General features: G+C 67.7%; 19 protein-coding genes and 1 pseudogene. 7 read left to right on the top strand and 13 right to left on the bottom strand.

What is annotated here, in order from left to right:
- Positions 1-4 precede the first annotated feature (4 nt).
- From AC3WS6_RS06695 to guaB, 9 genes are all read right to left on the bottom strand, one after another.
- Positions 5-1693, bottom strand: coding sequence for an ABC-F family ATP-binding cassette domain-containing protein (locus AC3WS6_RS06695; protein ID WP_492500269.1), 1689 nt, complete (start codon positions 1691-1693; stop codon positions 5-7).
- 68 nt (positions 1694-1761) lie between these two features.
- On the bottom strand, positions 1762-3537 hold the full coding sequence (locus AC3WS6_RS06690; protein ID WP_492500268.1) for a sensor histidine kinase: 1776 nt from the start codon (positions 3535-3537) through the stop codon (positions 1762-1764).
- Entirely contained in the window at positions 3534-3881 is a 348-nt protein-coding gene (locus AC3WS6_RS06685; RefSeq protein ID WP_492500267.1) for a response regulator, read from the bottom strand. The genes AC3WS6_RS06690 and AC3WS6_RS06685 overlap by 4 nt, the downstream gene beginning before the upstream one ends.
- A complete protein-coding gene (locus AC3WS6_RS06680) occupies positions 3878-4021 on the bottom strand; it encodes a hypothetical protein (RefSeq protein WP_492500266.1) in 144 nt (47 codons plus the stop codon). Before AC3WS6_RS06680 ends, AC3WS6_RS06685 begins: the two co-directional genes overlap by 4 nt.
- Positions 4018-5505 (bottom strand): glycosyltransferase family 2 protein, encoded by a 1488-nt coding sequence (locus tag AC3WS6_RS06675; RefSeq protein ID WP_492500265.1) that lies wholly within the window; start codon positions 5503-5505, stop codon positions 4018-4020. The genes AC3WS6_RS06680 and AC3WS6_RS06675 overlap by 4 nt, the downstream gene beginning before the upstream one ends.
- Entirely contained in the window at positions 5505-6215 is a 711-nt protein-coding gene (locus AC3WS6_RS06670; protein ID WP_492500264.1) for a PHP domain-containing protein, read from the bottom strand. The genes AC3WS6_RS06675 and AC3WS6_RS06670 overlap by 1 nt, the downstream gene beginning before the upstream one ends.
- The gene (locus AC3WS6_RS06665; protein ID WP_492500263.1) at positions 6212-7201 is read right to left on the bottom strand and encodes an ATP-grasp domain-containing protein; all 990 of its coding nucleotides are present in this window, start codon (positions 7199-7201) and stop codon (positions 6212-6214) included. The genes AC3WS6_RS06670 and AC3WS6_RS06665 overlap by 4 nt, the downstream gene beginning before the upstream one ends.
- Entirely contained in the window at positions 7201-8244 is a 1044-nt protein-coding gene (locus AC3WS6_RS06660) for a PIG-L deacetylase family protein (RefSeq protein ID WP_492500262.1), read from the bottom strand. Before AC3WS6_RS06660 ends, AC3WS6_RS06665 begins: the two co-directional genes overlap by 1 nt.
- Positions 8245-8434: 190 nt before the next feature.
- Positions 8435-9937 carry an IMP dehydrogenase gene (gene guaB, locus AC3WS6_RS06655; RefSeq protein ID WP_201469079.1) on the bottom strand — a complete coding sequence of 501 codons (1503 nt, stop codon included), beginning with the start codon at positions 9935-9937 and terminating at the stop codon, positions 8435-8437.
- Between the two features lie 301 nt (positions 9938-10238).
- Here guaB and AC3WS6_RS06650 point away from each other — a divergent pair, with 301 nt between their 5' ends.
- From AC3WS6_RS06650 to AC3WS6_RS06635, 4 genes are read left to right on the top strand one after another with little or no spacing between them, the layout of a single operon-like run.
- Positions 10239-11555, top strand: coding sequence for a branched-chain amino acid ABC transporter permease (locus AC3WS6_RS06650; RefSeq protein WP_492500261.1), 1317 nt, complete (start codon positions 10239-10241; stop codon positions 11553-11555).
- 2 nt (positions 11556-11557) lie between these two features.
- Positions 11558-12535, top strand: coding sequence for a branched-chain amino acid ABC transporter permease (locus AC3WS6_RS06645; RefSeq protein WP_492500260.1), 978 nt, complete (start codon positions 11558-11560; stop codon positions 12533-12535).
- A 46-nt stretch (positions 12536-12581) separates the two neighbouring features.
- The gene (locus tag AC3WS6_RS06640) at positions 12582-13535 is read left to right on the top strand and encodes an ABC transporter ATP-binding protein (protein ID WP_492501457.1); all 954 of its coding nucleotides are present in this window, start codon (positions 12582-12584) and stop codon (positions 13533-13535) included.
- Positions 13532-14287: an ABC transporter ATP-binding protein gene (locus AC3WS6_RS06635; protein WP_492500259.1), complete on the top strand. Its 756-nt coding sequence runs from the start codon at positions 13532-13534 to the stop codon at positions 14285-14287. Before AC3WS6_RS06640 ends, AC3WS6_RS06635 begins: the two co-directional genes overlap by 4 nt.
- A gap of 139 nt (positions 14288-14426) precedes the next feature.
- Here the strand turns inward: AC3WS6_RS06635 and AC3WS6_RS06630 are convergent, their stop codons facing one another.
- The 3 genes from AC3WS6_RS06630 to AC3WS6_RS06620 all read right to left on the bottom strand — a co-directional run bounded on the left by AC3WS6_RS06630 (position 14427) and on the right by AC3WS6_RS06620 (position 18316).
- The gene (locus tag AC3WS6_RS06630) at positions 14427-15701 is read right to left on the bottom strand and encodes an ABC transporter substrate-binding protein (protein WP_492500257.1); all 1275 of its coding nucleotides are present in this window, start codon (positions 15699-15701) and stop codon (positions 14427-14429) included.
- A gap of 145 nt (positions 15702-15846) precedes the next feature.
- Positions 15847-16779 carry an EamA family transporter RarD gene (gene rarD, locus AC3WS6_RS06625; RefSeq protein WP_492501456.1) on the bottom strand — a complete coding sequence of 311 codons (933 nt, stop codon included), beginning with the start codon at positions 16777-16779 and terminating at the stop codon, positions 15847-15849.
- A 121-nt stretch (positions 16780-16900) separates the two neighbouring features.
- A complete protein-coding gene (locus AC3WS6_RS06620) occupies positions 16901-18316 on the bottom strand; it encodes an MFS transporter (RefSeq protein WP_492500256.1) in 1416 nt (471 codons plus the stop codon).
- Positions 18317-18417: 101 nt separating this feature from the next.
- On the opposite strand from AC3WS6_RS06620, the pseudogene AC3WS6_RS06615 reads away from it, so the two are divergent.
- Positions 18418-18645: pseudogene (locus AC3WS6_RS06615) on the top strand (helix-turn-helix domain-containing protein); the annotation flags it as partial.
- Positions 18646-18722: 77 nt separating this feature from the next.
- On the top strand, positions 18723-19394 hold the full coding sequence (locus tag AC3WS6_RS06610; RefSeq protein ID WP_492501455.1) for an MmyB family transcriptional regulator: 672 nt from the start codon (positions 18723-18725) through the stop codon (positions 19392-19394).
- Here AC3WS6_RS06610 and groES read toward each other — a convergent pair.
- A complete protein-coding gene (groES, locus tag AC3WS6_RS06605; protein ID WP_017203655.1) occupies positions 19301-19597 on the bottom strand; it encodes a co-chaperone GroES in 297 nt (98 codons plus the stop codon). The genes AC3WS6_RS06610 and groES overlap by 94 nt on opposite strands.
- A gap of 163 nt (positions 19598-19760) precedes the next feature.
- Here groES and AC3WS6_RS06600 point away from each other — a divergent pair, with 163 nt between their 5' ends.
- Positions 19761-20975: a class I SAM-dependent methyltransferase gene (locus tag AC3WS6_RS06600; protein ID WP_492500255.1), complete on the top strand. Its 1215-nt coding sequence runs from the start codon at positions 19761-19763 to the stop codon at positions 20973-20975.
- Position 20976: the final 1 nt, after the last annotated feature.

Below are 20976 nucleotides of genomic sequence, written 5' to 3'. Positions count from 1 at the left end.
CGGTTCAGCGCGCTCGCGCGACCCTTCGCTCATCCCACACCGGAGCGCCCGCCTCGTACACCTCCCCGTCCGAGCCGAACACCAGGAACCGGTCGAAAGAGCGAGCGAACCATCGGTCGTGCGTGACAGCGAGCACAGTGCCCTCGAAGCGTTCGAGAGCCGCTTCCAGCGCCTCAGCCGACTCGATGTCGAGGTTGTCGGTCGGCTCGTCGAGCAGCAGGAGTGTCGCACCCGAGAGCTCGAGCAGCAGCACCTGGAAACGCGCCTGCTGGCCGCCCGACAGCGATTCGAAGGTCTGCTGCGCCTGGCGGACGAGTCCGTAACGGTCGAGCGCCGAGCTCGCGGCATCTCTGGGCATGCCGGCGCGTCGTTCATCGCCCCGGTGAAGGATCTCGAGCAGGGTTCGGCCGACGAACTCCGGATGCGCATGCGTCTGCGCGAACAGGCCCGGCACGACGCGCGCCCCGAGGGTCGCCCGCCCGCCGTGCGGAACCTCTGCGAGCTGCTCCCCCGTCGACGTCACATGGCCGAGTGCGGGATCCGGATCGCTGCCACCGCGGGCGAGCAGCCTCAGAAAATGCGACTTTCCCGAGCCGTTCGAGCCCAACACCGCGACCCGATCCCCGAACCAGACCTCGGCGTCGAACGCGTGCATCAGACCGGTGAGCTCCAGCCGATCCGCGACCACCGCGCGCTTGCCGGTGCGTGACCCCCGCAACCTCATGTCGAAGTCCTGAGCGGGAGGGCGCTCCTCGGGAGGACCTGCCTCCTCGAACCTGCGCAGTCGCGTCTGCGCCGCCTGGTATCGCGAGGCGAAACCGTCGTTGGCCGATGCCTTGACCTTGAGAGTCGCGACGAGGATCCGCAGCTTCTCGTGCTGCTCGTCCCACCGCCGGCGCAGCTCGTCGAGCCGGTCCATCCGATCGCTTCGCGCCTGATGATAGGTCGCGAACCCGCCGCCGTGCACCCACGCCGAAGCCCCCGCCCCTCCGGGCTCGAGTGTGATCAGCCGGTCCACGGCGCGGGCGAGCAGCTCGCGGTCGTGCGACACCAGCAGCACCGTCTTCGCGGTCTGCCGGAGTTGCTCCTCGAGCCACCGCTTGGTGGGCACATCGAGGTAGTTGTCGGGCTCGTCGAGCAGAAGCACCTCGTCGGGGCCGCGCAGCAGCGCCTCGAGCGCGAGGCGCTTCTGCTCGCCCCCCGAGAGCGTCGTGAGCTCTCGGAACCGCGCCCGCTCGTACGGCACGCCCAGCGCCGCCACGGTGCACTGATCCCAGACGGTCTCGTGCTCGTATCCACCCGCGTCCGCGTACTCCGCGATCGCCGTCGCGTACGCCATCTGCGTATCGTGCTCGTCTCGCTCGATCAGCGCGTCCTCCGCCGCCTCGAGTGCCTCCGCAGCCTCGCGGATGCGTCGCGGAGCGACCCGCACGAGCAGCTCGTGCACTGTCTGTCCGGCTTCACCGTGACCGACGAACTGGTCCATGACGCCGAGCCCGCCGTCGATCGTCACCACGCCGGCATCCGGCGTCTGATCTCCGCGGATGATCCGCAACAGCGTGGTCTTGCCTGCGCCGTTGGGTCCGATGAGCGCACTCGTCGACCCCGAGCCGACGCGGAACGTCGTCTCGTCCAGCAGCGGTCTGCCGTCAGGCAGGGTCAGCGAGACTCCTGCCACATCTATGTATCCCACCGTGCGTGGCCGTCCTTCCGCCCGCATGGCGAGCCGACCAGGCTATCAGCAACCGGCGCGGGGGTCGATCACCGGCGGCCGATGACCTGGATGGCCTCTGTGCGCGGAGCCATCGGCAGCAGCATCCGGAACTCGGTGCCGACGCCCTCCTTGCTCGTGACATCCATCGTGCCGCCGTGCGCGAGCACGATCGCCCTGGTGATCGTGAGCCCGAGTCCGACGCCGGGCACGGCGTTGCGGGTCGCCGTCGACGCACGGAAGAAGCGGGTGAACAGCATCCCCTGCTCGTCTTCGGGGATTCCGACACCGGTGTCGCGGATCGCGACCTCGACGCCCGCATCGACCGCACGCACGCTCGCGGTGACTCGACCCCCGGCCGGTGTGAACTTGATCGCATTCGACAGGAGGTTGTCGATCGCCTGCCCCATGCGCCCCGGGTCGATCGACATGCGCACCGGCGAGGTCGGCGCCTCCGCGATCAGCTCGATCCCGCCGCGCTGCGCATGCGGGCCGGACGATGCGACGGCATTGCGCACCAGCTCCGCGATGTCGGCGTCGCGGCGCTCGAGCGGGAATCTGCCCGACTCGACCTGAGCCGTGAACAGAAGGTCGCCGACGAGGGTCAGCAACCGCTGGGCATTGCGCTCGATGATGCCGACGAACTCCTGCTGTTCGTCCGTGAGCGGCTGCGAGGGATCATTCTGCAGAAGATCGAGGAACCCGATGATCGCGCTCAGGGGCGTTCGCAGTTCGTGCGAGATCATCCCCACGAACTCGTCCTTCATGCGCACGACCTCGACGGCCCGTGTCTCGTCGGTGAGCACGAGCAGGTAGCCCTGCCGCGAGCCCTCCGCATCCTGATACGGCGAGACCGTCACACGAGCGGGGACCCGCGAGCCCGCGACCGTCGTGACCTCGATGTCGGAATCGACCGGCAGGCCGGCATCGGCCTCGTCGAACAGCGTGCGAAGACCGGGGTGCAGTCGTCCCGGCGCGTGATCCGCACCCGGAGCGAACTGCGCGAGCACCGCCGACTCGAAGAATCGATCGACCCGGACATCGTCGAGCGCGTCGTCGACCGACATCCCCAGCAGACGAACCGCACCGGGGTTCCATGCGGTGATGATGCCGTCGCCATCGGTGGCGATCACCGCCTGTCCGGTGATGGAGTTCCACAGGCTGAGGAACGACTCCGACAGGGAGCGGAACTGCGCCTCGCTGTAGCGGAGCTGGAGCAGCATGGTCTCGTTCTCTGCGAGAGCGGAGGTCCGCGCCGCCACGAGCGCCTCGGCCTGCGAGGTGCGCAGTCGCTGGAGCCGCGACAACTCGTTGATGATGGCACCCACCGTCGCGAACACTAGGGGTCCGACGATGCCGCGCAACCACGCGGCCGGGTCCTCCGGCGGGTCCATGACGTTGGGCATCAGCAGCGCCACCGACGTGAGGATTCCGACGATGACGACCTGACGCCGCCCGGGAGCCGCCGCGATCCAGATCACGGGCAGCAGCACGAGTGACGAGAACAGTGAGCTCGGTCCCCCGGTGCCGGCGCGCAACGCGCCGATTCCGAGGATGCTGACCATCGGCACCAGCATCACCAGCCACCCGTCGTACACGCCGCGCGCAGCGAGCACGGCCGCCAGCACCGTCACCGCACCGACCGCGATGATGCCGGACAACGCCACGCCCACGTTCGTGACCGACACGCCGGGCACCAACCACATGAGCATGCCTGCGATGCCGACCGCGATCGCCGTCGGCCCCTGCTTCATCAGCGGGGTCGGATCGTCGAAGTATCGACGCCACCCGCGCTCCACCGTCTCGTGGACGCTCGTGGCGCTCATCGCGGCACGGCCCGGAGGAGTTCGCGGAGCGCGGCGCCCACGATCGGCTTCGGCAGCGCAGCGTCGGCATCCGGGTAGTCGACCTCGTCGAGCACCGAACTCACGATGAGGAAGCACTGCGGGAAGCGGGTCCTGATCCGTCGCACGCACTCGGTGCCGGTGATCCCGGGCAGCAGCAGGTCGATGACGGCGACGGCCGGTGTGATGGTGTCGAAGGCCGCGATCGCGGATTCCGCGTCCGCCGCGGCGAAGACATCGAAGCCCTCTCGACTCAGATGCCGCTGCAGGAGGTCCCGCTGGTCCGCACTGTCCTCGATCACCAGAGCCAGCGGCCGTCCGGTCATCGCAGCAACAGCTCTCGCACGACGACGATCGCGACGACGATCGCGAGAGAGAGGAGCGCCTGCGGGATCAGGAGCCTCTCCCGCCGACGGTCCACGGCGATCTCATCCTGCTCGGGGTCTGGTGACGGTGCATCGGTCATGAGTCGACACGTCCGATCTTCTCGGTCTTGATCCAGGCGGCGTCGGCATGGCGCCACTCTTTGATGTAGGAATCCACGGTGATCGCGCACAGGAGCGATCCGTATCCGCACACGTAGAGCAGGAGCCCCGCGAAGAAGCGGCCACCCGGCAACGGCTCGACGGCGCGCGCGAGCCAGATCCCGAGCATCGAGATCGGCCCCCACAGGTAGAAGATCACCGCCCAGACGATCCGCGTCTGATCGGTCACCGCGAAGCCGAGCTCGCGCAGGCCGCTCTCGAACAACCACGGGAAGAGGGCGATCGCCATCAGGATGAGAGCCCCGAGACCGGGGAACATCAGCGCCTCGCGCCAGGATTGCCGACCGATGCGCGGATCGAGCTGCACGGAGTACAGGATGGAGAAGAGATAGATGCAGGCGGCCGAGATCCACATGAAGCGGAACACGAAGTCGGCGATGTCGCTGTGCAGGACCAGCAGAGCGAGCATGCCTGCTGCCGCGAGGAGCATGAACGCCGGCAGGAGCAGGATCGTGAACCACGCGAGTCCGAAGCCGAAGCTGCCGAGGTTGTGCTCGAGGCTGGGGCGGAACCAGAGCGTTCGATAGATCGATGTCAGCTGCACGTTGCCTCGCGCCCAGCGCAAGCGCTGCTTCCAGAGGCTGTCGATCGTGCGCGGCTCCTCGGCGAGCACGACGGCATGAGGCTCGAAGACCATGCGTCGTCCCGCCAGCTGACCCTCGAACGTGGTCATCGTGTCTTCGGCGAGGGTTCCGGTCGGGATCCTTCCGCCGATCGCCTCGAGGTTCGCTCGCGAGTGCAGTTGGGCGCCGCCCGCCAGACACGCGATGGCGCCGCCCACGTTCTGCACGCGACGGGCGGAGAGCTGACCGATCACGTACTCGATGGCGATGAATCGCGTGAGGTAGTTGCGGTCGCGGCTGCCCTCGGCGATGTACGCCGTGACGGCCCCGACCTTCTCGTCGGCCAGGTGACGGCTCATCTTGCGCAGGGAGTCGCGCGCGAAGATCACATCGGCGTCCATGATGAGCACCGCTTCGGTCCAGTCGTCGGCGAGCACCGTCTCGAGGCCGTGGTTGAGGGTGTGGGCCTTGCCCTCGCCGCCCTTGTCCCGGCGCAGATGAACGACCCGCCCCGGATACGCCGCCGCCTTCGCGGCCACCACTGCCGGTGTGTCGTCGGTCGACGCGTCGTCGATCACGAAGATCCTCAGCCGGTCAGCGGGGTACTCGAGCTGCGTCAGGCGTTCGATGGCCTGTCCGAGCACGAGTCCCTCGTTCCAGGCGGGGATCAACACGGCCACACGCGGATGATGGGGCGCGGCCTTGCCGTAGTGGTTCCGGAAGGCGTGCAACGGCAAGACGACGAACTGCAGACCGGTGTTGATCACCGGGAGCGTTCCGACGAGCACGCACAGCAGCAGGATGACGACGACGACCGTCTCGAACACGTTCAGATCGGGCATCAGCGCACCTCCCGCTGGGACAGGAGCTCAGTGACGCGCGCGTAGCGTCCGACCTCGGACGCGACATGACTGTCGGTGGACGCCACGATCTCGGCACCCGCACGGTGCAGGGCGCCGAGGAGCGCGGGTCCCGGGCATGCCCACTTCTCGTTCACCTCGACCAGAGTGTCGGTCTCGGCTGCGCTCTGCGCCCACGCGGCCACCCGCTCGGAGCCGAGGTCGTCTTCGGCGAGACCGATCTTCGGGAGGATCGAGAAGCAGTGCGCGAGCTGGTTCCCCGGATGGCGACGCATCGCCGAGATCAGCGCCGAGATCAGCTGGTCGAGAACGCCGTCGGCACTCCAGCCGCTCGCGATCCGCTCACGGACCGTGCTCGGGCTCAGCGGGCCGTCGGCGCCGGGGAACTGGTGGTCGGCGATCAGGATGCGGTCGATACCGGACGGCAGATCGGGGATGTCGAGCGCGCCGGAGGCGTCGAGGATCTTCGCCTCGACGCCGGTCAGGACGGTGAGGCCGTCAGGGACGTGCAGTGCCTGCACCGCGGTCAGGTACTCCGGAACCCAGGTCGTCGATCGGCGTACGTGGTCGACGAGGCGGAGAGTCGTGAGTCCGATCGCCGATGCGACGGCCACGTTCTCCGCCATGGTCGAGACGGCGTCGTCGGAGAACGTCGAATGGACGTGGTGGTCTCCGCGCAGCGCATCGATCACGAATCCTCCTGATGCCCGGCATGCGCGGAGACGAGGATCTCGGGAATCTCGACGATGATGTCCTCGAGGAACCGCACCGAAGCGATCTCGCGGAAGGGGATGCTGCGTGGGATGTCACGCCCCAGGAAGAGGTCCGCGACGAGCGACGGGATGTCGACACCCGCCGCGATCGTGAGCGGGAGCGCTCCGGGGAAGCGGGGATTCACCTCGAGCAGTACCGCGCGGCCCGCACGGTCACGACGGAGCTGCACGTTCGCGACGCCGACCAGACCGATCGCCTGCGCGATCGCCGAGGCGGTGTGCTCGAGTTCCGGATCGTGCACGGTGCGCCCGGCGATCGCGACACCGGAGTCGACCCTGGCGCGTGTGCGAGGCACCGCGGCGATGACTGCGCCGTCCGCATCCGCGATCACGTCGACCGAGTACTCCTCGCCGGGCAGGTAGTCCTGGACGATGAGCCCCTCGTCATCCGGCAGCGCCTCGAGTGCCGCACGGTCGGGAACGAGTCGCACCCCGCGGCTGCCCGCACCCTGGCGCGGCTTGGCGAAGACGGGGAACTCCCAGTCGACCGCGAGCGCGTCGGGGCCGGCGAGCACGGTGCGCGGCGTGAGACCGGTCGCCTCGCAGCGCTCGGCGAGCAGCAGCTTGTCGAGCGCGACCGACAGCGTGTCCTGCGACGGAGCCGCGAGCACGGCCGGCGCCAGCTCCTCGCGTCGTCCGGCGAGGGCCGCGAGCTCGACGTCGACCGTCGAGATCACGAGGTCGAGCCGATCGTCGGCCACCATGCGGGCGATCGCGGGCACGAAGTCGTCGTCGCGACCGGGCGGCACGAGCCGCCGGTGGGTCGGCGGCACGAGGTAGATGCCGCTCGCCCAGCCGTCCATGTCGGCGGCGAAGACCTCGAGATCGGAGCGGCGGAGAAGCGAGCGGATGACGGCCACCCCGGCGGGTCCTCCAGCGCCGGTCACCAGTACACGTGCGCTCATCAGCTCTCCCGTCGAGTGAGTTCGTGGGCGCCGATGAACTCGGCGGTCTCGCGGACGACCTCGAGCGGCTCGACAGCCGCTCCTCCTCCGAAGCGCGACCAGTATCGGGCCGTGGCGGTCACGAAGTCGGGGTCGAGATAGTCCCTGGTCGCGGTCTGCGAGCCGAAGCATTCGAGCAGTCGCAGCTTCTGGGCGATGTACTGGTCGATGCGCACGAAACGCGTCGGGCGGAAGTCGATCGTCGCCGAGGGGCTCTGATAGCAGGCGACAGTGCCGACCCGTCTGGTCGCAGCGATCGTGGCTTCGCTCACGGCGCGGTGGTCCTGGTGTCGGTCGTTCGACGAGTGGGTGTAGACGATGGTCGGCTGCACCTCCTGCACGACCTCTTCGATCAGCCGCACCGTGGCGCCGCCGCCCGAGATCTCGGTGTCGATGAGGTCTTTGACGAACAGTCGCGCGCCGAGCATCTCGGCCGAGGCGAGGGATTCGTGCTGCCGACTGTCGGCGTCTCCCCCGCGCGCACCACGCGACAGGGTCAGGATCGTGATCGAGTCGCCGGCCTGGGCGTGCGCTGCGAGGAGTCCGCCGACTCCGATCTCGACATCGTCGGGGTGTGCGCCGATCGCGAGCACGACCTCCTTCGTGCGGTTGGCCTCACGGCGCGCGCGGCCCTCCGTCACGAGGCGCGTGACGGCCTCGACGAGCTTCATGTTGTCGAGCGGCTTCGTGAGGAATTCGTCCGCCTGCGCGCGCAGGGCCGAGACGGCGTATTCGACCGAGACGTGCGCGGTCATGACGACCACGGGCAGGAGCGGGTCGTTTCGACGCAGCTGCGCGAGCAGTTCCAGCCCGTCGAGTCCGGGCATCTCGATGTCCGTGACGACCACGTCCGGCGTGAAGGTCTCGAGCCGCGCGACGGCGGACTCTCCATCGTGGGCGACCACGACCTCGCAGCCCGCCCGCCTCTCGAGCACGGTCTTGACGAGCAGGGCGACGTCGGGGTCGTCGTCGACGACAAGGACGCGGGGAGCATCCTGGGGCATATCGGCAGCTCTCAATGGGGAAGTCCCCTACCGGTCAATGTCCGGAGTGTCTCTCTGCGCCCTTCGCGCCGGGAGCTCGAGGGGAAGTCGAGCGGGTGTCACTAAATACTGGCATATCAACACACGTGGCGAGGGCGCAGCATGACGAAGGACCGGATGCTTTCGCATCCGGTCCTTCGTCTCTTCCGAATCAGCGCTTGTAGTTCGGCGCCTCGACCACGATCTGCACGTCGTGCGGGTGCGACTCCTTGAGTCCCGCCGCGGTGATGCGCACGAACCTGCCGCGCTGCTTGAGCTCCTCGATCGTGCGCGCACCGACGTAGAACATCGACTGACGCAGCCCGCCGACCAGCTGATACGCCACGGCCGACACGGGTCCGCGGTACGGGACCTGCCCCTCGATGCCCTCGGGGATGAGCTTGTCGTCGCTCGGCACATCCGCCTGGAAGTAGCGGTCCTTCGAGTACGAGGTCTGCTTGCCGCGGGTCTGCATGGCACCGAGCGATCCCATGCCGCGGTACTGCTTGAACTGCTTGCCGGACTGGAACACGATCTCGCCCGGCGACTCGTCGGTGCCGGCGAGCAGCGACCCCAGCATGACAGCGTCAGCACCGGCCACGAGCGCCTTGGCGATGTCGCCCGAGTACTGCAGACCGCCGTCGGCGATCACCGGGATGCCGGCGGGCGCAGCCGCGAGCGAGGCTTCGTAGACCGCGGTCACCTGCGGCACGCCCACGCCGGCGACGACGCGCGTGGTGCAGATCGATCCGGGTCCGACACCGACCTTGACGGCGTCGACGCCGGCGTCGACGAGCGCCTGAGCACCCTCGCGCGTCGCGACGTTGCCGCCGATCACGTCGACGTGCGCGAAGCTCTCGTCGGCCTTGATCCTCTTGACCAGGTCGATGACGCCCTGGGACTGCCCATTCGCGGTGTCGACCACGAGCACGTCGACGCCCGCATCCCGCAGTGCCTCGGCACGCTCCCACGCGTCTCCGAAGAATCCGATGGCCGCTCCGACGCGCAGGCGACCCTGGTCGTCCTTCGTGGCGAGGGGGTACTTCTCGCTCTTGTCGAAGTCCTTGATGGTGATGAGGCCTGCGAGCTTGCCGTCGTCATCGATGAGCGGGAGCTTCTCGACGCGGTGCTTCGCGAAGAGTGCGATCACCTCGCCCGCCGCGACGCCCACGGGCGCGGTGACGAGTCCTTCCGAGGTCATGACGTCTTTCACAAAGGTGGTCTGACGCTCGAAGCCCGAGACGAAGCGCATGTCGCGGTTCGTGATGATTCCCACGAGGCGACCGTCGGGATCTACGACCGGCAGGCCCGAGATGCGGTACTTCGCGCACAGCGCGTCGACCTCTTCGACGGTGGCATCGGGGTTCGTGGTGATCGGGTCGGTGATCATGCCCGACTCGCTGCGCTTGACGCGGTCGACGTGAGCCGCCTGATCCGCGATCGACAGGTTGCGGTGCAGGATGCCGATGCCGCCCTCACGCGCCATGGCGATGGCCATGCGGGATTCGGTGACGGTGTCCATGGCGCTGGAGAGCAGCGGAGTGGCGACCGAGATCCGGCGAGTGATCCGCGATGAGGTGTCGGCCTCGCTCGGGATGACGTCGGTGTGCCCCGGCAGGAGCAGCACATCGTCGTACGTGAGTCCGACGAAGCCGAAGGGGTCGTGCTGGTCCATGGATTGTCCTCCTGCGGGGCGCGATCTGGGGTGAGGGTGTACCAATTCTAAGTGCCGTGGCGCCGGAGAAATTCCCCGCGCGCGTCGCCGTCCACGAGCTGCATCGCTCCGCGACCGACAGCGATCGCGCAACTTCGTGATGGGATCGTTCTCACCGTGCGCAGATCGTGCCTTGGTCGAAACAGAGCCGACACATTACGCTCATACCGTCGTACATCAGGGCCGATGCACAACTCCGTCATGGCCCCTGTACTGGGCTGGAGGTTCTGTGCGTCCGACGATCTCGGCGAATCGAAGCGGAATGCGGTGGGTCACGATCCTGCTGGCGTCGCTTCTCGCCATCGCTTTCCTGTGGCTGCAGCCTCCCGCATCGGCCGCCGCCGAAGAGACGGATGACGGGCAGGAGATCACCGAGTTCTACTTCGCCGGTGTCATCACTTTCGATGACGACCCCGTCGAAGGTGTGGTCATGGCTATCGAGGGCAACGGCTTCGAGGGCGAGACCGAGACGGATGCCGAGGGCAAGTGGCGCCTGTACGTGCCTGAGAAGGAGACGTACACGCTGACGGTCGATGAAGACACCCTCCCCGACGGTGTCATCGTCGATGCGGCTCAGCTCCCCGAGGGCACGCAGCCGATCTCGGGCACGACCGCATCGTTCGAGGTCGAGTTCGGACTCACCGGCACCAAGATCATGAACCTCTTCCTCGGAGAGGGCGAGCGCATCACGGTCTCGTTCGTCGACCAGCTGCTGTCACGACTGGTGGGCGGCCTGAACTTCGGCCTGCTGCTCGCGCTCGCCTCGATGGGCGCAGCGCTGATCTACGGCACGACCCGCCTGTCGAACTTCGCCCATGCCGAGATGGTGACGTGGGGCGGGCTCGTGGCTCTCGTCGTGACATCGTTCTGGCAGCTGCCCCTCTGGCTCGGCATCGTCGCCGCCGTGATCGGCGGTGGCCTCCTGGGCTGGGCCATGGACGCCGGTCTCTGGCGTCCCCTGCGACGACGCGGACTCGGGATCGTGCAGCTCATGATCGTGAGCATCGGCCTCTCGCTGGCCCTGCGGTACGTCTTCCAGTACTTCATCGGCGGCGGCACCCGCCAGCTCCCCGGCGCGAGCCCGACTCCGATCCAGTTCGGTCCCGTGTCGCTCTCGTACATCGACATGATCGGCATGGGCGTCAGCATCGTCGTCATCGTCGGGGTCGCCTGGTTCCTCACGCGCACCCGCATCGGCAAGGCGACCAGAGCGATCTCCGACAACCCGCAGCTCGCCGCGGCATCGGGCATCGACGTCGACCGGGTGATCCGCATCGTGTGGATCCTGGCCGGTTCGCTCGCCGCCATCTCCGGCATCCTCTGGGCGTACTTCCGCCCGGGTGTGAAATGGGACATGGGCGTGCAGATGCTGCTCCTGATCTTCGCCGCGATCACCCTCGGCGGACTCGGCACCGCGTTCGGAGCCCTCGTCGGCTCGCTGATCGTCGGGATCGCGGTCGAGATCTCGACGCTGTGGATCCCCTCCGACCTGAAGTACGCGAGTGCGCTGGTCATCCTCATCGTGATCCTCCTGGTGAGGCCGCAGGGTCTGCTCGGACGCAAGGAAAGGTTGGGCTGACGATGGACTTCGGAAGCATCTTCTCCAACACCGCGGTCTACCTGCTCAGCCCCGTCACGATCGCGTATGCGCTCGCGGCCACGGGTCTGGCAGTGCACTTCGGCTACGCGGGCCTGCTCAACTTCGGCATGGCCGCGTTCATGGCCATCGGCGGCTACGGCTACGCGATCTCGGTGCTCACGTTCGGGCTCCCCTGGTGGATCGGCATGCTGATCGGACTGATCGGCGGCGCGGTGTTCGCGATCATCCTCGGCATCCCGACCCTGCGGCTGCGCGCCGACTACCTCGCCATCGCGACGATCGCCGCGGGCGAGATCGTGCGTCTGCTCTTCACGACGCAGGTCTTCGACGAGTACACGAACTCCGCCGACGGACTCGCGCAGTTCAACGGCGGGTTCCGCGACGCCAACCCCTTCCCCGACGGCACCTACGGCTTCGGCCCGTGGACCTTCACCGCCAACGACCTGTGGAACCGCGTGTTCGGACTCATCGTCCTCGCGATCGCGATCCTGCTCGTGTGGTCGCTGATGCGCAGCCCCTGGGGTCGTGTACTCAAGGGCATCCGCGAAGACGAGGATGCGGTGCGCTCGCTCGGCAAGAACGTGTTCGCGTACAAACTGCAGGCCCTGGTCGTCGGCGGTATCATCGGCGCGGCGGGCGGCATCATCTTCGTGCTTCCCTCCGCCGTGGTCCCCGGCAGCTACACGACCTCGCTCACGTTCTTCCTGTGGACCATCCTCCTGCTCGGCGGAGCGGCGACCGTGTTCGGTCCCACTCTCGGTGCAGTGCTCTTCTGGGTGGTCTTCGCCTTCCTGGCGAATCTGCTTCCCGCGCTGGCGAAGTCGGGGATCCTCCCGATGTCCGACAGCCAGGCGTCCACACTCGTGTTCGTCTTCGTCGGTGTGGCCCTGATGCTGCTCGTGATCTTCCGCCCCCAGGGGATTCTCGGAGACAAGAGGGAGATGACCTTTGTCAAATGAACTGAACCCCGACGCGGGTGCCGCACAGGCGCCCGCCACCGGAAGCATCCGGCGTCCCAAGACCACCGGTCTCACCACCGGCCCCGCGGCCCCGGGCGTGGGCAAGGTCGACCCGATCCTCGTGGTCGACGCGGTGCAGCGACGCTTCGGCGGTCTGACCGCTGTCGACGTGGAGCACCTCGAGATCCCCCGCGGTGCGATCACGGCGCTGATCGGCCCGAACGGGGCCGGCAAGACGACGCTGTTCAACCTGCTCTGCGGATTCGACAAGCCCAACAGCGGCTCGTGGTCGTTCGACGGAACCAACCTCTCGGGCGTGCCCTCTTTCAAGGTCGCACGCATGGGCCAGGTGCGCACGTTCCAGCTGACGAAGTCGCTGTCGCTGCTCACGGTGCTCGAGAACATGAAGCTCGGCGCCCCCGGCCAGCGCGGCGAGGGGTTCTGGTCGAGCCTCTTCCCCTTCCTCTGGCGCTCGCAGGACCAGGAGATCGAGGTGAAGGCGCGCGAGCTGCTCGCCCGCTTCAAACTCGATGCCAAGGAGAAGGACTTCGCCGCGGCGCTCTCGGGCGGACAGCGCAAGCTGCTCGAGATGGCGCGCGCTCTGATGAGCGACCCGACCCTGGTGATGCTCGACGAGCCGATGGCCGGCGTGAACCCGGCTCTGACGCAGTCGCTGCTCGACCACATCCTCGACCTGAAGGAACAGGGCATGACCGTGCTGTTCGTCGAGCACGACATGCACATGGTCCGCCACATCGCCGACTGGGTGGTCGTGATGGCCGAGGGGCGCGTCGTCGCCGAGGGACCGCCCGACCAGGTCATGGAGGATCCCGCCGTGATCGACGCCTATCTGGGCGCTCATCAGGATGTGGACCTCGGAGCCGTGACCGGGCGCATCCCCGTGCTCGCCGACACCGCGGCCGTCCGGCTGCGCGAACAGATCGAGGCAGAGGCCGAGGCCGAGCTCGCCGCTGAAGACACCGAGGAGGGACGCGCATGACCGATGACGCTTCTGTGAAGAACGACCACGTCGTCGTCGAGATGAAGGGCGTGCACGCCGGCTATCTGCCGGGCGTGAACATCCTCAACGGCGCCAACCTGATCGCCCGCAAGGGCGAGCTGATCGGGATCATCGGTCCGAACGGCGCGGGCAAGTCGACACTGCTGAAGGCGATGTTCGGCCTCGTGAACGTGCGAGACGGCGACATCACGCTCAACGGCGAGAGCATCGTCGGGCTCAAGGCGGACAAGCTCGTCAAGCGCGGCGTCGCATTCGTGCCGCAGACGAACAACGTCTTCCCCTCGCTCTCCATCGAGGAGAACCTGCAGATGGGGCTCTACCAGAACCCCAAGATCTACGCCGAGCGGCTCGAGTTCGTCACCGAGATCTTCGCCGAGCTCGGCAAGCGCCTCAAGCAGCGGGCAGGATCCCTCTCGGGTGGCGAGCGGCAGATGGTCGCCATGTCACGGGCGCTCATGATGGACCCGTCGGTGCTGCTGCTCGACGAGCCGTCGGCGGGTCTCAGCCCGGTGCGCCAGGACGACGCGTTCATCCGCGTCTCCGACATCAACAAGGCCGGTGTGACCACGATCATGGTCGAGCAGAACGCCCGACGCTGCCTGCAGATCTGCGATCGGGGCTACGTGCTCGATCAGGGCAGGGACGCGTACGAGGGCACCGGACGCGATCTGCTGAACGACCCCAAGGTCATCGGCCTCTACCTGGGAACCCTGGGCACCGAAGCCGCCTGAGAGCGTATGGGAGAGGGGCGGATGCGATATGCATCCGCCCCTCTTCCCTGCCCGCCGGTGCGTCGGACGCGACGCCTGCGCGTCGCATGACGAAGGCCCCGGATGATGCATCCGGGGCCTTCGTGCTGCGATCAGGTGATCAGTTGGTGCGGGTGATCAGGTTGTCCGCGCCGTAGACGTAGGTGCCGATCGAGGCGCCCTGCGGGTCGCCGTTCTCGTCGAACGTGACCTCGCCGGAGTAGCCGTCGTAGTCGGCCGTTCCGCCGTCGTTGATGATCTTGGCGCAGTCGGCGAAGCTGGTGCACTTCTCACCGTCTCCGCTGCCTCCCGAGACCTCCTGCATCTTGGCTGCGATCTCCGTGCCCTCGGTGGAGCCCGCCGCAAGCGACGCGAGCGCCACGAGCACGACAGCGTCGTATGCCTCTGCGGCGTACGTGAAGTCGTTGACCTCGGAGTTGCCCTCGCCGGTCCAGAAGGTCTGGAGACGCTCGGTGAAGTCGTCTTCGAGTGCGGGGCCGGGCTTGGTGCCCTGCGCGCCCTCGAGCGAGAACGGGAAGTTCGTGTCGGGCGAGGAGCCGTAGTCCGACAGGTTTCCGTCGACGAGGTACCACTTCTCGGGCGAGACGCCGGCGTTCGACAGCAGCGGTGCGATCGTCTTGAACTGATCGAACGAGACGATGGCGACGGCGTCGGGGTTGGCGGCCGTGATGGTCGCGACCTGAGCATCGAACTGTCCGTCACCGACGTTGTACGACGCGTCTGCGACGACCTCGCCGCCGGCGCCTTCGAACGTCGACTTGATGTTCTCGAACAGACCGGTGCCGTAGGCGTCGTTCTGGTAGATCACACCGAGCGTCTTGGCGCCGTCCTCGGCGATCAGGTTGCCGAGCACCTCACCCTGCAGCAGGTCGCTGGGAGCCGTGCGGAAGTAGAGGCCGTTGTCGTCCCAGTCCGTGAAGTCCGGGCCCGTGTTCGAGGCCGAGATCTGCAGGATCCCCGCGCTGACGTTGCCGTCGAGGATCAGACGCGAGACTCCCGACGCTGCCGCGCCGACGATCGCGGAGACATCGGCGCCCTCGAGCTTCGTGATCGAGGTCTCGTAGGCCTTGGTGTCGGTGTCGCCCTCGTCCTCAGCGGTGAGATCGATGGTGATTCCGGCTGCGGCCTCGTTGACCTCGGAGACGGCCAGGCCGACGCCCGATTCCATGGGCGGGCCGAGGAACGACAGCGATCCGGTCTGCGGAAGCAGCGAGCCGAGCTTGAGGGTGAGGTCCTCGGAGGACGACGATCCACCGCCTTCCGACGGCTCCTCGGTCGGCGTGCTGCTGCAGCCCGCGATGACGACGGCGGCCGCGCTGGCCAGCGCGAGCCCTGCGAAGATCCTCGCCTTGCGCGAGCCCTTCAGTGAGTTCATGATGCTCCCTTGCGTTGCTGAACGTGGATCTACTGACCACGCTCGGGTGCTCTAACCCTAGGACCGGAATTGGTCGATTTGGGGTCGCCGATGTTTCGGTGCGTTAACGATCCGGCACCGAGTGTCACGGGGGCTGCTCCCGGACTCAGACCGTGTCGGGATGCCCCGTCCGGCGCCCGCGGCGAGCGGCGAGGAGCAGGTCGACGACGAACACGGCGATCGCGATCCAGACGATCACGAAGCCCAGCCAGCGCTCGAGCGGCATCGGTTCTCCCAGCACCGCCGCGCCGATGATGAACTGCATCACGGGAGTCACGAACTGGATCATCCCGATCACGGTCAGGTTGATCCGCCTCGTGCCCGCCGCGAAGAGCAGCAGGGGAACGGCGGTCGCGACCCCGGCGAATGCGAGCAGCACCGCATGCCAGACGCCGTACTGTCCCATGGTGATGCCAGCGGGCGTCGTCGCCACGAGGATCAGCTGCACCACCGCGATCGGGATCAACCAGAACGACTCGAGCGTGAGTCCGCTGATCGCGTCCACCGCCGGGCCGATCTTCTTCTTGATCAGTCCGTAGACTCCGAACGATGCCGTGAGCGACAGCGCGATCCATGGGAACGAGCTGTAGAAGACCACGATCACGACCACAGCGATGGCCGCGATGCCGATGGCCACCCACTGGAGCCTGCGGATGCGCTCCTTGAGCACGAAGACGCCGAGAAGGACCGTGGCGATCGGATTGATGAAGTAGCCGAGGCTGGTCTCGACCACGTGTCCGGTCAGCGTGCCGATGAGGAACACCTGCCAGTTGACGTAGATCAGCACCCCGGCCAGCGCGGTCCACCCGAGCAGCTTCGGCTGGCGCACGATCGCCGCGAGCGCCGACCACCCGCGAGTGACGGTGAGCAGGAGCGCGCAGAAGACGAACGACAGCAGCACGCGCCAGGCGACGACCTCCCACGGACCGGTCGGTGCGAGCAGGAGGAAGTACAGCGGGAGCACGCCCCACAGCAGGTATGCCCCGCCTGCGTACGCGACTCCCGCCGTCTGGGTCGCGCGGGCGGTGGGGGTCGTCAGGGTCACCGCACAACACTATGCCCGGCTCGAAGGGGCGCAGAGCAGTCCGCGGCCGCGGGCTCCTGATTGGCAGCAATACGACGCATGACGACGCAGATGCGACTCTCGCGACGGTCTCGAGTCAGCGTCGTCGCGGCTCCCTGAGGGCGATCGAGGTCACGATCGCCGTCGTCAGAGCGATCGCTGCATTGAGCGCGATCGCCGACTGCACTCCGCGCAGGAGCCCGGCCCCCGTGAAGACGGAGACCACGGCCGCCATCACAGGAGTGCCCAGAGCGATGCCGACCTGCTGACTCATCGTGACCAGTCCGGTCGCGAGCCCCTGCTGGTCAGCGGGAACCTCGCCGGTGGCGGTGACGACGTAGCCGACGATCGCGACGAGATTGGCCACGCCGCCGACGAAGGTGAGCCCCAGCAGCGGCGCCACCCAGGCGCTGTCGGACGAGAGGAACGCCAGCGGCAGCGTCACGAGCGCCTGCGCGGTCATCGCGAGGACGATCGCGGTGCGAGCGCCGATCCTGCCGATGACCCGTGGCGCGAGCAGACCCCCGAGCACCGTGCCCAGCCCGAGCAGACCGAGCATCAGCCCGGCCGCGAGGGGCGAGAAGCCGAGGATGTCCTGCAGATAGAGGGTGAGGAGGAACACGAGCGAGGTCTCGGTGGCGAACGCGAGAAGACCCGCGAGATTGCCCCAGGCGACGCTCCGCCGACGCAACATCGCCAGATCGACGAGGGGCTGCGCGGTGCGCTGCTCGGTCCGCACGAACGCCGCGATGAACACGGCTGAGATCACGAGCGCGCCCCAGGTTCCGGGGTGTGCCCAGCCCTGACGCCCGGCGGAATCGATGCCGAGCACGAGTGCGACCAGTGCCGCGGTGACAGTGACTGCGCCCACCAGATCGAGCCGCGGCCGCCGGACCCGAGACGGTTCGCGCAGCACGGCGACCCCCACGACGAAGGCCGCGACCGCGACGGCGACGTTGAGAAGAAACGCCCAACGCCAGGAGACGGATCCCGTCAGCACGCCTCCGAGCACCGCTCCGGTCGTGAATCCTGCGGCCATCAGGGCGCCGTTCAGACCGAGCGCTCGTGAACGCGCCGGACCCTCCGGGAACATCGTGGTCATCAACGCCAAGGCCGCGGGCGTGACCATGGCAGTGGCGATGCCCTGTCCGGCTCGCGCCGCCAGCAGCATCCCTGGCGTGGCTGCGAGCCCGCCCGCGAGCGACGCGACACCGAGCAGGACGATCCCCGCGAGGAACAGACGCTTCCGACCGAAGAGGTCGGCGACTCGCCCGAAGAACAGCGTGAACGACGCAGCGCACACGGCGAACACCGTGACGATCCACTGCAGCGCGGCATCGTCGAATCCCAGTTCTCTGCCGATCGGCGGCAGAGCGACGGTGAGGATGGAGAAGTCGACGGCGAGAGTGAAGTTGGCGGCGAGGAGCACGGCCATCGCCACTGTCTGTGCGGTCGTGAAGTGCGCGGAACCCCGCGCGTCGCGCCCGGAGGCGGTCGAATCGATCTGGGTCATGCTGCCCGCCTGAGAGTCGCGCGATCGGGCATCCAGCCCCCTGACGTGACTAGCACCCGTAGGGTCAGGCTGCCGACTCCGAGGTCAGCGAGAATGTAGTCATGAACAGGCATCCGTCGGCGAGCTCGGCCACGGCCCCTGGCCGCCCTGTCACTGAGCTCGGCGAGTTCCTGCGATCACGGCGGGACCGCATCACCCCGCAGCGTGCCGGGGTGCAGAGCTTCGGCAGACGTCGCGTGCCCGGACTGCGTCGGGAAGAGCTGGCACAGCTCGCCGGAGTCTCGGTCACCTATCTCACCCGCCTCGAGCAGGGCCAGTCCCAGAACGCGTCGGACGCCGTGATCGACGCCCTGGCGCGCGCCCTGCAACTGAGTGACGACGACTTCTTGTCGGGCGCGTCAACGACATCCTCGATTGGAATCGCTCGGCTCATCTGCTGCTGGCGGGTCATCTGGACGCCGATGCCTCGTCTGTGTCGGCGGACCGACCGAACAACATCCGGATGCTCTTCCTCGACCCGCATACCCGAGACCTCTACCCCGACTGGGAGGACGAGGCAGCTCTCGCCGTCGCATCGCTGCGGTACACGGCCGCTCAGTTCCCCGACGATGCGCGTCTCATCTCGCTCGTCGGCGAGCTGAGCCTGAAAAGCCCGAGGTTCGCCGCGCTGTGGGCGGGACACATGGTCCGGCTCTGCACCAGCGGAGCAAAGCGGTTCGCCCACCCCGTCGTCGGCGAGCTGACTCTGGGATACGAAGTCCTTCACCTCCCGGACGGCGACGGCCAGCATCCTCGCATTCAGCGCGCCGAGGTCGAGCGCTGCGGCGGCAGCCATCGCACTGCTCGATTCCCGATGATCCCACCTGCCCGGATCGCGATCTCCGGACATGCAGAGAGGGCCCGGATGCGTGATGCATCCGGGCCCTCTCCGAGGAACATGCGCTCCTGGCCCTCGTCGGGCTCAGGAACAGGCTGGTCCGCTGATCAGCGGACGACGACCGCGAGCACGTCGCGGGCCGACAGAACGAGGAACTCGTCTGCGCCGAACTTCACCTCGGTGCCGCCGTACTTGCTGTAGAGCACGCGGTCGCCGACGGCGACGTCGAGCGGAACACGGTTGCCGTTGTCATCGATGCGACCGGGGCCCACGGCCACGACCTCGCCCTCCTGGGGCTTCTCCTTTGCGGTGTCGGGGATGACCAGGCCACTCGCGGTGGTCTGCTCGGCCTCGACCTGCTTGATGACGATGCGGTCCTCGAGCGGCTTGATGGAAACCGACACGGTCTACCTCTTCTTTCTTGACGCTGACACGAAAGACTTGTTCGCACTCTCAACCCGAGAGTGCTAACCCCAGTCTATGCGGTGCGCTGGCACTCATGCAATGCGAGTGCCAGTCGCCGACACGAAGCGGGTGAGTCGCCCCGCCTAAGCTGAGCAGGTGGAGATGTCTGAGCTGAGAGCCCTGCTCACCCCCGAAGGCCTCGAGCTGCTGGACGCGGTCGGCCCGATCGATCAGGTCGCAGATGTCGCGCGCGCGGTCTCCCGCCTGCGAGCCGCAGGACACTCCCCCGATCTCGTCTCGGCCGTGGTCGGCCAAGCGCACCTCCGTGCGAAGGCGGTGACGAAGTTCGGTCCCTTCGCGAGCCGGATGCTGTTCACTCGAGCGGGCCTCGAGCAGTCGACCCGGCTCGGCGTCGCGGCGAGGCATGCGCAGCGTCTGCGCCGGTCCGGGATCACTCGCGTGGCAGATCTCGGTTGCGGGATCGGCGGCGATGCCCTCGCGTTCGCCGCCGCGGGCCTCGACGTCGTCGCCGTCGACGCCGATGAGGTCACCTCTGCGATCGCGGCGTACAACCTCGCACCGTTCGGCGACGACGCCGTCGTGCGGCACGGCACGGCCCAGGAGAACGTGCCGGACGAGGCAGACGGCCCACAGGCCGTCTGGATGGACCCCGCTCGACGCACCCAGGGGCATGGCGACACACGTCGCGTCGCCTCCGACGACTACTCGCCACCGCTGGACTGGGCGTTCTCCGTGGCCTCGCGCATCCCGACGGGGATCAAGCTCGGTCCCGGGCACGACCGAGGTGCGCTCCCGGATGACGCGGAGACCCAGTGGGTCAGCGCGGACGGCAGCGTGGTGGAGCTCGTGGTGTGGACGGGCGTCCTGGCCCGTGAAGGAGTCCGGCGCTCGGCCCTGATCATCAGGGGCGACGAGTCGCACGAGCTCACCGCCGGCGCAGACGCCGAAGACGCCCCTGTCCGAGAACTCGGAGCGTTCGTGCACGAGCCCGACGGCGCGGTGATCCGTGCCCGGCTGATCGGCGACGTCGCCCGGACGCTCGATGCCGGGATGCTCGACGACAAGATCGCCTACCTGACCTCGGACGCCGCGCTCACGAGCCCGTTCGTGCAGTCGTTCCGCGTGCGCGAGGTGTTGCCGGCGAACCCGAAGGCCATCAGCTCCTCCCTCAAGGCGCATGGCATCGGCACCCTCGAGATCAAGAAGCGGGGAATGGACATCGACCCCGCCGCCTTCCGCAAGAAGCTCACCCTTCGTGGCGATGAGTCGGCGACGCTGATCCTCACGCGCATCGGATCCCAGCGTCGGGCGATCCTCGCCGATCGCGTCGCGCCGAGCCGCGCCTCGAGCGAATAGG

This window comes from Microbacterium sp. EB106-03-03-XG65 (assembly GCF_058791955.1).
Note: the sequence above shows the minus strand (reverse complement) of the source record. Positions and strands in the feature narration are given on the sequence as shown.